9 protein-coding genes, 1 tRNA gene and 2 rRNA genes are annotated in these 12,443 nt (G+C 57.8%); 8 read left to right on the top strand and 4 right to left on the bottom strand.

What is annotated here, in order from left to right; genetic code table 11:
• Positions 1–126 precede the first annotated feature (126 nt).
• The 3 genes from CRP02_RS09345 (at position 127) to CRP02_RS09355 (ending at position 3,638) form a co-directional block, all read left to right on the top strand.
• Positions 127–2,933, top strand: a 23S ribosomal RNA gene (locus tag CRP02_RS09345).
• Between the two features lie 283 nt (positions 2,934–3,216).
• Positions 3,217–3,331 (top strand): 5S ribosomal RNA (gene rrf / locus CRP02_RS09350).
• A 230-nt stretch (positions 3,332–3,561) separates the two neighbouring features.
• A tRNA-Met gene (locus tag CRP02_RS09355) sits at positions 3,562–3,638 on the top strand.
• A gap of 473 nt (positions 3,639–4,111) precedes the next feature.
• Here the strand turns inward: CRP02_RS09355 and CRP02_RS27720 are convergent.
• From CRP02_RS27720 to CRP02_RS09380, 4 genes are read right to left on the bottom strand one after another with little or no spacing between them, the layout of a single operon-like run.
• Positions 4,112–4,657: an FAD:protein FMN transferase gene (locus CRP02_RS27720; RefSeq protein WP_143539312.1), complete on the bottom strand. Its 546-nt coding sequence runs from the start codon at positions 4,655–4,657 to the stop codon at positions 4,112–4,114.
• Positions 4,658–4,679: 22 nt separating this feature from the next.
• Complete coding sequence (locus tag CRP02_RS09370; protein WP_097170882.1) at positions 4,680–5,537, bottom strand: aldo/keto reductase; 858 nt, start codon at positions 5,535–5,537, stop codon at positions 4,680–4,682.
• Positions 5,538–5,584: 47 nt separating this feature from the next.
• Positions 5,585–6,571 carry an aldo/keto reductase gene (locus CRP02_RS09375; protein ID WP_097170883.1) on the bottom strand — a complete coding sequence of 329 codons (987 nt, stop codon included), beginning with the start codon at positions 6,569–6,571 and terminating at the stop codon, positions 5,585–5,587.
• A 35-nt stretch (positions 6,572–6,606) separates the two neighbouring features.
• Positions 6,607–8,025, bottom strand: coding sequence for an MFS transporter (locus tag CRP02_RS09380; RefSeq protein ID WP_097170884.1), 1,419 nt, complete (start codon positions 8,023–8,025; stop codon positions 6,607–6,609).
• A 132-nt stretch (positions 8,026–8,157) separates the two neighbouring features.
• Here CRP02_RS09380 and CRP02_RS09385 point away from each other — a divergent pair, with 132 nt between their 5' ends.
• From CRP02_RS09385 to CRP02_RS09405, 5 genes are all read left to right on the top strand, one after another.
• Entirely contained in the window at positions 8,158–9,051 is an 894-nt protein-coding gene (locus CRP02_RS09385) for a LysR family transcriptional regulator (protein WP_097170885.1), read from the top strand.
• Between the two features lie 121 nt (positions 9,052–9,172).
• Positions 9,173–10,258: an alpha/beta hydrolase gene (locus tag CRP02_RS09390; RefSeq protein WP_097170886.1), complete on the top strand. Its 1,086-nt coding sequence runs from the start codon at positions 9,173–9,175 to the stop codon at positions 10,256–10,258.
• 152 nt (positions 10,259–10,410) lie between these two features.
• On the top strand, positions 10,411–11,424 hold the full coding sequence (locus CRP02_RS09395; RefSeq protein ID WP_323455341.1) for an alpha/beta hydrolase: 1,014 nt from the start codon (positions 10,411–10,413) through the stop codon (positions 11,422–11,424).
• A 135-nt stretch (positions 11,425–11,559) separates the two neighbouring features.
• Positions 11,560–11,916 carry a carboxymuconolactone decarboxylase family protein gene (locus CRP02_RS09400; protein ID WP_414896234.1) on the top strand — a complete coding sequence of 119 codons (357 nt, stop codon included), beginning with the start codon at positions 11,560–11,562 and terminating at the stop codon, positions 11,914–11,916.
• Between the two features lie 36 nt (positions 11,917–11,952).
• Positions 11,953–12,423, top strand: coding sequence for a cupin domain-containing protein (locus tag CRP02_RS09405; protein WP_097170889.1), 471 nt, complete (start codon positions 11,953–11,955; stop codon positions 12,421–12,423).
• Positions 12,424–12,443 lie beyond the last annotated feature (20 nt).

A 12,443-nucleotide genomic window follows, 5' to 3' on the forward strand; every position in this document is an offset into this window, starting at 1 on the left:
ACCGGCGTGCCTTCAAAGAGGATTGTATCGAACACGTCGATGTCATCAGGAGATAATCTGGTTGTAAAAGGTAACCGGATTGCCGTTCCTTCGGAACGGCTATGGATGAGCATAGACAATGAGAACGAAGAAGTGAATTAAGGGCATTTGGTGGATGCCTTGGCATGCACAGGCGAAGAAGGACGTGATACGCTGCGAAAAGCCGTGGGGAGCTGCGAATAAGCTTTGATCCATGGATCTCCGAATGGGGCAACCCACCTTAAATGCTTGGAAAATCCAGTCTGTTTTATGAACGGCCTGGGTTTCCAAGCATTGTGATAAGGTATCTTACTTTCGAATACATAGGGGTAAGAAGCGAACGCAGGGAACTGAAACATCTAAGTACCTGCAGGAAAGGACATCAACCGAGACTCCGTAAGTAGTGGCGAGCGAACGCGGACCAGGCCAGTGGCAATGATGAATAAAGCGGAACGACTTGGAAAAGTCGGCCATAGAGGGTGATAGCCCCTTACGCGTAGAACAGTCATTGTCCTTGAGTAGGGCGGGGCACGTGAAATCCTGTCTGAACATGGGGAGACCACTCTCCAAGCCTAAGTACTCGTGCATGACCGATAGCGAACAAGTACCGTGAGGGAAAGGTGAAAAGCACCCCGACGAGGGGAGTGAAATAGAACCTGAAACCGGATGCCTACAAACAGTCGGAGCCCGCAAGGGTGACGGCGTACCTTTTGTATAATGGGTCAACGACTTAGTGTAACTAGCAAGCTTAAGCCGGTAGGTGTAGGCGCAGCGAAAGCGAGTCTGAATAGGGCGATTGAGTTAGTTGCATTAGACCCGAAACCGAGTGATCTAGCCATGAGCAGGCTGAAGGTTGGGTAACACCAACTGGAGGGCCGAACCCGTATCTGTTGCAATAGATTGGGATGACTTGTGGCTAGGGGTGAAAGGCCAATCAAACTCGGAAATAGCTGGTTCTCCGCGAAATCTATTTAGGTAGAGCGTCGACCGAATACCCTCGGGGGTAGAGCACTGGATGGGCTATGGGGACTCACCGTCTTACTGATCCTAACCAAACTCCGAATACCGAGGAGTACTAGTCGGCAGACACACGGCGGGTGCTAACGTCCGTCGTGAAAAGGGCAACAACCCTGACCTCCAGCTAAGGTCCCCAAGTCATGGCTAAGTGGGAAAGGATGTGAGGATCCCAAAACAACCAGGATGTTGGCTTAGAAGCAGCCATCATTTAAAGAAAGCGTAACAGCTCACTGGTCTAAATAAGGGTCTTTGCGCCGAAAATGTAACGGGGCTAAAGCCATGCACCGAAGCTGAGGATGTGACAGTTGTAGTGACTGTTGCGTGGTAGCGGAGCGTTCCGTAAGTCTGTGAAGGCGGACCCGTGAGGGCTGCTGGAGATATCGGAAGTGCGAATGTTGACATGAGTAACGATAAAGGGAGTGAGAGACTCCCTCGCCGAAAGACCAAGGGTTCCTGCTTAAAGTTAATCTGAGCAGGGTTAGCCGGCCCCTAAGACGAGGCGGACACGCGTAGTCGATGGGAACCACGTTAATATTCGTGGGCCTGGTGGTAGTGACGGATCTCGTGTGTTGTACATTCTTACTGGATTGAATGTGCGGCGAAGAGGTTCCAGGAAATAGCTCCACCGTATAGACCGTACCCGAAACCGACACAGGTGGTCAGGTAGAGTATACCAAGGCGCTTGAGAGAACTATGTTGAAGGAACTCGGCAAATTGCACGCGTAACTTCGGAAGAAGCGTGACCCCATTTTACGCAAGTATGATGGGGTGGCACAGACCAGGGGGTAGCGACTGTTTATCAAAAACACAGGGCTCTGCGAAGTAGCAATACGACGTATAGGGTCTGACGCCTGCCCGGTGCTGGAAGGTTAAAGGGAGGGGTGCAAGCTCTGAACTGAAGCCCCAGTAAACGGCGGCCGTAACTATAACGGTCCTAAGGTAGCGAAATTCCTTGTCGGGTAAGTTCCGACCTGCACGAATGGCGTAACGACTTCCCCGCTGTCTCCAACATAGACTCAGTGAAATTGAATTCCCCGTGAAGATGCGGGGTTCCTGCGGTCAGACGGAAAGACCCCGTGCACCTTTACTATAGCTTTACACTGGCATTCGCCAAGGCATGTGTAGGATAGGTGGTAGGCTTTGAAGCAGGGACGCCAGTTCTTGTGGAGCCATCCTTGAAATACCACCCTTATCTTCGTGGATGTCTAACCGCGGTCCGTTATCCGGATCCGGGACAGTGTATGGTGGGTAGTTTGACTGGGGCGGTCGCCTCCGAAAGAGTAACGGAGGCGCGCGATGGTGGGCTCAGACCGGTCGGAAATCGGTCGTCGAGTGCAATGGCATAAGCCCGCCTGACTGCGAGACTGACAAGTCGAGCAGAGACGAAAGTCGGTCATAGTGATCCGGTGGTCCCGTGTGGAAGGGCCATCGCTCAACGGATAAAAGGTACGCCGGGGATAACAGGCTGATGACCCCCAAGAGTCCATATCGACGGGGTTGTTTGGCACCTCGATGTCGACTCATCGCATCCTGGGGCTGGAGCAGGTCCCAAGGGTATGGCTGTTCGCCATTTAAAGCGGTACGTGAGTTGGGTTCAGAACGTCGTGAGACAGTTCGGTCCCTATCTGCCGTGGGTGTAGGAATATTGACAGGATCTGTCCCTAGTACGAGAGGACCGGGATGGACGTATCTCTGGTGGATCTGTTGTCCTGCCAAGGGCATAGCAGAGTAGCTATATACGGAATGGATAACCGCTGAAGGCATCTAAGCGGGAAACCAACCTGAAAACGAGTGTTCCCTATCAGAGCCGTGGAAGACGACCACGTTGATAGGACGGGTGTGGAAGCATGGCAACATGTGAAGCTTACCGTTACTAATAGCTCGATCGACTTCTTCGTTCCCATTGTTCATGCTCATCAAAGATGAGCATCATCTCTTCTGTCTTCACGCTGTCGCGGCCAAGGCCGCTTCGCTGCAGACGGCGCGCCGTCAGGGTATTTTGCCAAGGCAAAAACCCGAGGCGACGGACTAGCGTCCTGTATGGCTGCCAAACTCAACCTTGAGCAAGGCAGGCAAACGGACCAGTCAAAGAAAGACGTGTTAAATTAAATGAAGCGCAAGCTTCCCAGCTTCTCGAAACAACACTCATGTGAAAACATGAACTGTGTTGCGTTTTGCCGACCTGGTGGTTATCGCGGGGCGGCTGCACCCGTTCCCATTCCGAACACGGCCGTGAAACGCCCCAGCGCCAATGGTACTCCGTCTCAAGACGCGGGAGAGTAGGTCGCTGCCAGGTCTGCAAAACGCAACGAATATCTTCTCAACCACACTCTTCGGCCCAGCCGACACAAAGGGCCGCTATCAAAGCGGCCTTTATGCATTGCGGACCATAAAAATATAAGGAAAACGCCTTGTGCGTCCCCTAAAGGAGACAAATCGCCTTCGGCAATTTGCTCCGAAACAGATCCGTCTTCGCTAAAGCAAAGACGGAAGCGCGACATTCGGCAGAGCCGAATGCGATGGTAACGCGGGGTGGAGCAGCCCGGTAGCTCGTCAGGCTCATAACCTGAAGGCCGCAGGTTCAAATCCTGCCCCCGCAACCACTGATACCGACAATCCCGTAGCTATTGCTGCGGGATTTTTTGTTTTTGCAACCTTTCCAACAGCTTGGCGCTCGATCCAGTTCAGGATAGTCCCCAACTCGCCGTACAAGAGCGCGTCAATCTCGCCTCGTTGCGGGCCAGGACGTAGCACGATCTTCTCAATCAAGGTTCGTAGAACCTCCGCCGCCTCGGTCCGTTCCTCGGGTCGATTTAACGCCTCCGTCAGGCGGTCGACCTTGCCGGCGTAGATCGTAGATGCGCTGGGCAGCAAGTCAGGAGCATCCTGCGGCACATCGTTAAGGAGGTCGCTCAACTCGGCTTTGCGCGCCTCGAGGCCGCTCATTTTTTCCTTCATGGAGGGGCGATACATGCCGTCGGCGATTGCATCGACCGTCTGAGTGATCTGCTTTTCCACTTTAGTTAGTTCAGTCTTCCAGAGAACTGCCTTTGAACGGCGCTCACGGTTGAGCCGGTTAGTCTCCTCCGCATAGGCGCGCATCGCCTCGGCGGCGGCCTCTGGCGCCATCATCCTGTCCTTGAGGGCTGCGAGCACACGCCGCTCCAGGTCTCCACGGGGAATTGTTCGGGTATCGATGACCAGGGGGCCTGCGCGTCGTTATAGCGTGTCCCTCGCGCTGCACGTCTCGATGCCAGACCGGACGTTGGGTCGCCATCAGCGTGATGGCCCCGTCGTCAGGCACCAGCGTGTAGTCGCTGTCATATCCGAGAAGCTCCAGGTCGCGACCGACGAGTGGATCGACCGCCCCGTCCGTCACGGCATAAAGGCGGTCATAAAGGTCGAACTTCGGGATGGCATCGACCGGAAAGCTGAACGTTCCGCCATCGGCAGCATTTGCAATCCGCATCACGATGGATTCATGCCGGAACCGCGAATAGATGCTGTCGAAACGCTCCACCAGTTCAAGAAGATGCGCTTTGGTCACCTCTGCGAGCGGCGCAGGCGTGTCGATCTCCCAGGACGTGCCAATGGCATCGAACTTCAAACTAAAGGTCAGCACGCCGTCACCCGATGCTATCAGCTCAGAGCTTTCGCGTGCCGAGCCACTTCACCATGGCCGGATCGCGATGGTCGAAGAAGCTGCTGGATTTCTGGTCGAGAGAGGCGATCGCTGCGACGTCTTCCTGATCAAGCTCAAAGTCGAAGACCGAAAAATTCTCGGCCATCCGTTCCTTGCGCACCGACTTCGGGATGGCGACGATGTTGCGCTGGATCAGCCACCGCAGCACGACCTGCGCTATGCTCTTGCCGTGTTTACGACCGATCGACTGCAAGAGCTCGTTCGAAAACAGGCCGTTCTTGCCCTCCGCGAACGGACCCCATGCTTCGGGCTGGACATTGTATTCCTGAAGAAGCGTCTGCGCTTCGTCCTGCTGATGGAACGGATGGATTTCGATCTGGTTGACGGCGGGCACGATCTCGTTGTGAAGGACGAAGTCCAGCAGTCGGTCGGGATAGAAGTTGCTGACGCCGATCGCGCGAATGCGACCCGCCTTGTACAATTCTTCCATCGCACGCCATGCGCCATAGACGTCGCCATAGGGCTGGTGGATGAGCCAGAGGTCGAGATAGTCGAGCTGCAGCTTGTTTAGGGATCGTTCGAAGGCGGCCTTCGCGCCTTCATAAGTCGCGTCTTCGATCCAGAGCTTGGTCGTTACGAAGAGATCGCTTCGATCGATGCCGTGGTCGCGGATTGCGGTTCCGACTGCCTCTTCGTTGCCATAGGACGTTGCGGTGTCGAGCAAACGATAGCCGACGTCGATCGCGTCACGGACGCTGCGCTCGCACTCTGCGGGATCGGGCACCTGGAATACACCGAAGCCGAGGATTGGCATCTCGACCCCGTTGTTGAGCTTCACTGTTGGAGCTGTGCTGGTCATGTCGATTTACTTTCATGGAGGCGGGAGCGCGAGGCTCACCGCTGATGTCATTTGCCCACACGGGCCTGAAGGTGAGCGGGATATCGGTCGCCGACGATGTCGATCTTCGCGAGTGCCGAGGCGATGTCCGTGGCGTCATCCGGTGAGAGTTCAACACCCGCCGCGCCGAGGTTTTCTTCGAGGCGATGAAGTTTGGTGGTGCCGGGGATCGGCACGATCCAGGGCTTCTGCGCCAACAGCCATGCGAGTGCGATCTGAGCGGGTGTTACACCCTTCGATTCCGCGATCTGCGTCAGCGCGGCAACGAGTGCGTGGTTGGCCTTCAGGTTCTCCGCCTGGAAGCGAGGAACCATACTGCGGAAATCGCCGGGACCGAACGTCGCCGTCTCGTCGATCTTGCCCGTCAGAAAGCCCTTGCCGAGCGGGCTGAACGGCACGAAGCCGATGCCCAGCTCTTCAAGCGTCGGAATGATTTCCTTCTCCGGTTCTCGCCAGAACAGGGAATATTCGCTCTGGAGCGCGGCGACGGGCTGGATCGCATGCGCCCTGCGGATCGTCTGCGCACCCGCCTCGGACAGGCCGAAGTGCTTGACCTTGCCCTCGGCGATCAGGTTCTTGACGGTTCCCGCGACATCTTCGATCGGCACGTTCGGATCGACGCGATGCTGGTAGAGAAGATCGATCACGTCGGTGCGCAGCCGCTTCAACGAGGCCTCGACCGATTGGCGGATATAGTCCGGGCGGCTGTTCAAGTGCTGCCCACCATCGGCACTCGGAAGCTCGAAGCCGAATTTGGTGGCGATCACGACCCTGTCGCGGATTGGTTCAAGCGCCTCGCCAACCACGTCCTCGTTGACGAAGGGCCCATAGACCTGCGCGGTGTCAAAGAAGGTGACGCCGCGGTCGTGGGCAGCGCGGATGAGGGCGACCGCATCTTTCGTGTCGGTCGCTGCGCCGTAGCCGTGGCTCAGTCCCATGCAGCCGAGACCGAGAGCCGAAACTTCGAGGTTTTTTCCAAGCCTGCGCTTTTCCATTCGTCTTTCCTTTCGAGTTTTCATTGTGGCTGTTCTCAGGCCGTCGTCGATGCGTTTTCCAGGCGAGCACGGGGACGCGCCATGAACATAACCGCGAGGATCAGGGTCATGGCGACGAGGACCGATCCGGTTTCCATCGCCACGCTGGCACGTCTGGCCAGAAGTGCTGTGCCCTGCAGGCCCTGCGAACCGATTGCCGCGACGGCGACGAGGACACCGAGACCGAGCGAACTGCCAAGCTGATGGGCCACATTGACCACACCCGACGCGGCTCCCGCTCGCTCGGACGGCACGCGCACGATCCCGGAGGCCGTCAGCGGTCCGAGTGCGCCACCCTGGCCAGCACCGATCAACATCATCGGAATGATGAGTACGGCTAGCGATGCCTGCTGCATGGCGAAGCTGAGCCAGATCATGCCGATCAGACCCGTGACGACACTGGTGACAAGGACACTGCCAGCTCCAAATCGCCCGATCAGACGTGGTGCCGACATGGCAATGATGAAATTGACGACCGTCGTTGGAAGAAAGGCGATGCCCGCTTCCGAGGAGCTCAGACCGACGACGCTCTGAAGGAACTGGGCGACAAAGAAGTAAAATCCGACATTCGCACCAAGGAACAGGGCGCGGGCCCCGTATGCGGCTGACCGTTCCCGGTCAGCGAACAGCGATAGCGGCATGATCGGTTGGCTCGCACGCAATTCAACGAACCCAAACAGGATCAGCATGGCAATGCCAAAACCGACGCAAGCCTGGGTTTCCAAGTCGGCCCATCCGGTCGACGCGGATCGGATGACACCGTAGACGAGCGCCACGATGCCCAACGTTGATATGATAGCACCCGCGATATCGAAGGTGCCGGGGGTTCTCTCCGTTTCACAAGCGTAGCGTTTCGCGGCGATCATCATCGCAATGCCGATGGGCAGGTTGATGAAAAAGCCGACGCGCCAGGACAGCCAGTCAGCAAGAAGACCGCCGACCACCAGGCCGAACGCGGCCGATACCCCTGCCGCAGCGGCATAATAGGATACGGCACGCGTGCGCTCTGGACCCGGCTCGAAATTGGTCTGCAGGAGAGCGAGCGTGGAAGGGGCGAGGATCGCAGAGCCGAGACCCTGCAGGGCTCTTGCGGCAATCATGACTGCCGGCGTCTGCGACACGCCGATCACCAGCGAGGCAAGCGAGAAGATCGTCAGGCCGACGAGGAACATCCGGCGTCGCCCGAAAATATCGCCCGCCCGCGCGCCGAGCAACAGACAGCCGCCGAAGGTTAGCGTGTAAGCGGTCGAGACCCAGGCAAGGCCCGCATCGCTGAAGCCGAGTTCGGCATGAATGCGTGGCAGCCCCGTCAGCACGATGGAGATGTCGAGGACGATCATTACGTAGCTGATCAGGATGATCGCGAGAATGGCCGTCTTGTTCGCGGAGGGTTTTTCATCAGGGCCGATTGGCATTTCCGTGTTCCGTTCAGGGTAGACCCCGCCGTCCTCCACGGCAGTGCCTGTTTCGATAAAAACAAGATATCGCTTGCCGATCCTTTGTATTAGGGGCAGTAATCGGGATGAAGCTATAAGGATGACTAATGAATGCCGCAGGAGAACTTCAACGATCTGGTCGCCTTCGTCATGGTGGCGCGCGAGGAGAGCTTCACGAAAGCGGCGGTCAAGCTGGGCGTGTCGCAGTCGGCACTCAGTCAGACCGTTCGCGGACTTGAAGAGAGACTGGGGCTTCGGTTGCTGACGAGAACGACACGCCGCGTGTCGCCCACAGCAGCGGGCGAACGCCTGCTCAGAATAGCGGGTCCAAGGTTTGAGGAAATCCAGACGGAACTGGCAGCGCTTGCCGAAATGCGGGACAAGCCTGCCGGAACGGTTCGCATTACCTCAGGCGAGCATGCCGCGATCTCGGTGCTGGCACCCGCGCTTGAAAAGTTCCTGCCCGATAATCCGGATGTAAACGTCGAGATCACCGTTGACTACGGTCTTACGGACATCGTGGCCGAGCGCTATGACGCAGGCGTACGACTTGGTGAGCAACTGGCAAAAGACATGATCGCTATTCGCATCGGCCCGGAAATGCGCATGGCTGTCGTGGGCGCACCCTCCTATTTCCGACAGAACTCGTGGCCCGAAGTGCCTCAGGACCTGACGGGACACAACTGCATTCAGATCAGGATGCCCACTCACGGCAACATCCTCTCGTGGGAGTTCGAGAAGGATGGACACGAGCTCAAGGTGAGGGTGGAAGGGCAACTGGTGTTCAACAACATCGCGATGCGGCTGGATGCGGTCAAAAGAGGACTGGGTCTTGCCTACATGCCTGAGGATCAGGTGGCGGAGCAGATTGCCAGAGGCGAGGTGGTGCGGGTGCTTGAAGACTGGTGCGCCCCTTTCGCCGGATACCATCTGTATTATCCGAACCGCAGACACACCTCGCCGGCATTTGCATTAGTCGTCGAAGCCCTTCGGTATCGCGGATAACGCGCTAATCAACCGTTTGTGATTAATAAGTTGGACTAATGGCTTCAATCGGAAATAGGCGACTAATCATCTGAGTGATGTCCGCATACCCTTCTCTCAACTTCATCATTGTGAGATTGATATGCCCCGCACACTCGCCAGAACCCTATCCGCCCTTGCTTTTTCCAGCGCTATTGCAATCGCCGGTGTGGCCTTTGCGCAGTCGGCATCCAAGCCGGAACCCCTTGTCATCCAGGACCAGGGCAGCTTCTCGGTCGGCGGTACTGTTTCGAAGACGGAAGGCACATACAACAACAATGCCCCGACTGCCGAGGGCCAGTCGCTGCACGGCGACCACGCCTACGTCTTCTATCAGGTTCCGCAGAATCCCAAGCCACTGCCGATCGTCATGCTGCATGGAGCGTTCCAATCCGGTCGTAGCTGGGAGACCACACCGGATGGCCGTGAAGGTTTCCAGAGCATCTTCCTGCGTAAGGGTTTCTCCACCTACATCGTTGACCAGCCGCGTCGCGGCCGCGCGGGCAACAGCACGGTGGCAGCCACGATCGAGCCGACACCCTATGACCAGCTCTTCTTCGACCAGTTCCGCCTCGGAAAATGGCCAGACTATTTCGACAACGTCCAGTTCGACCGTAGCCCCGCAGCGCTTGACCAGTTCTTTCGTTCAGTCACCCCGAACACTGGGCCCTTCGATGCAAACGTGATCTCGGACGCGATGTCGGCCCTGTTTGAGAAGACCGGACCGGGCATCCTGTTCACCCATTCGCAAGCAGGTGGACCCGGCTGGCTGACGGCGATCAAGAATCCGAACGTCAAGGGCATCGTCGCGCTTGAGCCCGGTAGCGGCTTTATCTTTCCGGAAGGCGAAGTGCCAGCCGACATGCCGAGCGCTGCCGGCACGCTCAAGGGTGAAGCGGTTCCCGTCGCCGATTTCGAGAAACTGACCAAGCTGCCGATCGTCATCTACTACGGCGACAATTTCCCGATCGAGCCGACGACAGAGCGCGGCCAGGACAACTGGCGGGTTCGTCTCGCTATGGCGAAGCTCTGGGTTGACACCGTCAACAAGCATGGCGGCGACGCGACGCTGGTTCACCTGCCGGAGATCGGCATCAAGGGCGGTACTCACTTCCTGATGTCCGACCTGAACAATGTCGAAATCGCTGACGTCGTCTCCAAATTCCTGAACGATAAGAAGCTCGACTGATCTATTGGCGCGCTCGTGCGACCAGCCACTGCGCGCTTCCCAAACTGAGAAGGAGCCTGCCCATGGCTAATGAAATCATCAACACAAGAAGACGCGAGTTCCTTGGAGCCTCCGCGCTCGTCGTCTCCGGTGCAGTCCTGGGAGTGTCAACAATGACAAACAAAGCAGTTGCCGCCGACTACAGGCAAAACCCGTTCACCCTCGTCTATGACGGTGCGATCACCGCGAACGAGCCGGGCAAGGTGAATATCCATCCGGTGAAATACAAGCTGAACGGCCTCGATATCGTCGCCAATGTCTATACCCCGGCCGGTTACGATCCTGCGAAGACGTATCCGACCCTTGTGCTGGCACACCCGAATGGCGGCGTTAAAGAGCAGACGACGGGCCTCTATGCCCAGCGCCTCGCAGAGCAGGGCTTCATCACCATCACCGCCGACGCCGCCTATCAGGGCGGAAGCGGCGGCGAGCCGCGCAGCATCGACAAGCCGCAGTTCCGCATTGAGGACATCCATGGAATGGCTGATTTCATCAGCCGCTTCCCCGGTGTCGATACGGCACGTCTTGGCCTGTTCGGCATTTGCGGCGGCGGCGGGTACTCGCTGTCGGCCGCCAAGACGGACAAGCGATTCAAGGCCGTGGCAACGCTCAGCATGTTCAACTCCGGGCGCGTTCGCCGCAACGGCTTCCAGGAGAGCCAGATGGACACGATCCAGCAGCGCCTGCAGCAAGCCTCATCGGCGCGTGCTCAGGAAGCGGCCGGTGGCGAGGTTCTATACTCGGGAGACGCGAACCTGACGGACGCGCAGATCGCCGCCTTGCCGTTCGATCTCTATCGCGAAGGTTATGAGTACTACTGGCGCACCCACGCCCATCCGGGCTCAACCTTTAAGTACACGACGAGCAGCCTGATGGACTTGATGCGCTGGGACGCGACAGACGAGATTGCGCTGATCGACGTGCCGTTGCTGATGATAGCGGGCAGCGCTGCCGACACACTCTACATGACCGAGGATGCATTCTCCAAGACAATCGGAACCACGGACAAGGAACTCTTCAAGATCGAGGGCGCCAAGCACATCGAGACCTACTGGGTCCCCGAATATGTCGATGCGGCCCTGTCCAGGTTGAAGCCGTTCTTTGACCGTCACCTCGCCTCCGCATGAGGCGCACCTCCAGGCGCGCGCGCCTGCACCGCCGTTCCGCCTTCGGTACATCCGAAGGCTCGAAATATGAAGGAAACGAACTTGAAAAAGCGTATGTCGGGAATTTTTGCCGCAGCCATCGTCATGGCAGCCGGAATGGAGGCCAGCATGGCTCAGGAACCAGCCTCGAATCTTGATTCCGCCCGCTCGCGGACCCAGCAGCTGATGGGCGATATTGCACCGAAGCTGGCGGAACTGACGGATGACGTCCTCTACGCCGACATCTGGGAGCGGCCGCAGCTTTCCCAGCGCGACCGAAGCCTGGTGACGGTATCGGCCTTGATCGCTCTCAACCGTCCGGACCAGCTCCGCTCGCATCTCGTGCGCGCCAAGGCCAATGGCCTGACGGAAGAGCAGCTTGTCGAGACCATCACCCATATGGCGTTTTATTCCGGCTGGCCGAGCGCGGTATCGGCAGTGGCGATCACCAAGGAAGTCTTCGCCGTGAAGTAGATCGCTTGAGAAGATTTCCATGATGACAGGTGCACGATGAACATGAAGACCGTATTGACCGTAGCCTTATCCCTGGGCGCTTCCAGCGCGTCTGCCGAACCTGACAAGGCTGTGTCGGTGACACGGGTCGGGACCAACCCGTCGACAGTGGGTCCATCAAGCAATTTTACGGGAGCTGTCCGGGTCGATTCCCGTTTCTCCGCAACCGTGCCCGCCACAGTGGGTGGCGGGACCGTAACTTTTGAGCCCGGCGCACGCACCGCCTGGCACACGCACCCTCTTGGCCAGACGCTGATCGTCACGGCAGGTGTCGGTCTCGTCCAGCATTGGGACGGCGAGGTCCAGGAAATCCGCCCGGGCGACATCGCGTGGATTCCACCGGGTGTGAAGCACTGGCACGGCGCGACCGCGACCACAGGCATGTCCCATATCGCCATTTCCGAGACGCTCGACGGCAAATCGGTCGAATGGATGGAACATGTCACCGACGAGCAATACACGCGGTGACGTTTCGTACCGCGCCGATC

The sequence above is a fragment of the Rhizobium sp. AN5 genome (assembly GCF_900215255.1).
Taxonomy (GTDB): domain Bacteria; phylum Pseudomonadota; class Alphaproteobacteria; order Rhizobiales; family Rhizobiaceae; genus Agrobacterium; species Agrobacterium tumefaciens.

Bases quoted from the DNA above. Each gene is read 5' to 3' on its own strand.
- CRP02_RS09370 (WP_097170882.1), bottom strand. From the start codon at position 5,537: ATGACCAGCACAGCTCCAACAGTGAAGCTCAACAACGGGGTCGAGATG.
- CRP02_RS09375 (WP_097170883.1), bottom strand. From the start codon at position 6,571: ATGGAAAAGCGCAGGCTTGGAAAAAACCTCGAAGTTTCGGCTCTCGGT.
- CRP02_RS09380 (WP_097170884.1), bottom strand. From the start codon at position 8,025: ATGCCAATCGGCCCTGATGAAAAACCCTCCGCGAACAAGACGGCCATT.
- CRP02_RS09385 (WP_097170885.1), top strand. From the start codon at position 8,158: ATGCCGCAGGAGAACTTCAACGATCTGGTCGCCTTCGTCATGGTGGCG.
- CRP02_RS09390 (WP_097170886.1), top strand. From the start codon at position 9,173: ATGCCCCGCACACTCGCCAGAACCCTATCCGCCCTTGCTTTTTCCAGC.
- CRP02_RS09395 (WP_323455341.1), top strand. From the start codon at position 10,411: ATGACAAACAAAGCAGTTGCCGCCGACTACAGGCAAAACCCGTTCACC.
- CRP02_RS09400 (WP_414896234.1), top strand. From the start codon at position 11,560: ATGGAGGCCAGCATGGCTCAGGAACCAGCCTCGAATCTTGATTCCGCC.
- CRP02_RS09405 (WP_097170889.1), top strand. From the start codon at position 11,953: ATGAACATGAAGACCGTATTGACCGTAGCCTTATCCCTGGGCGCTTCC.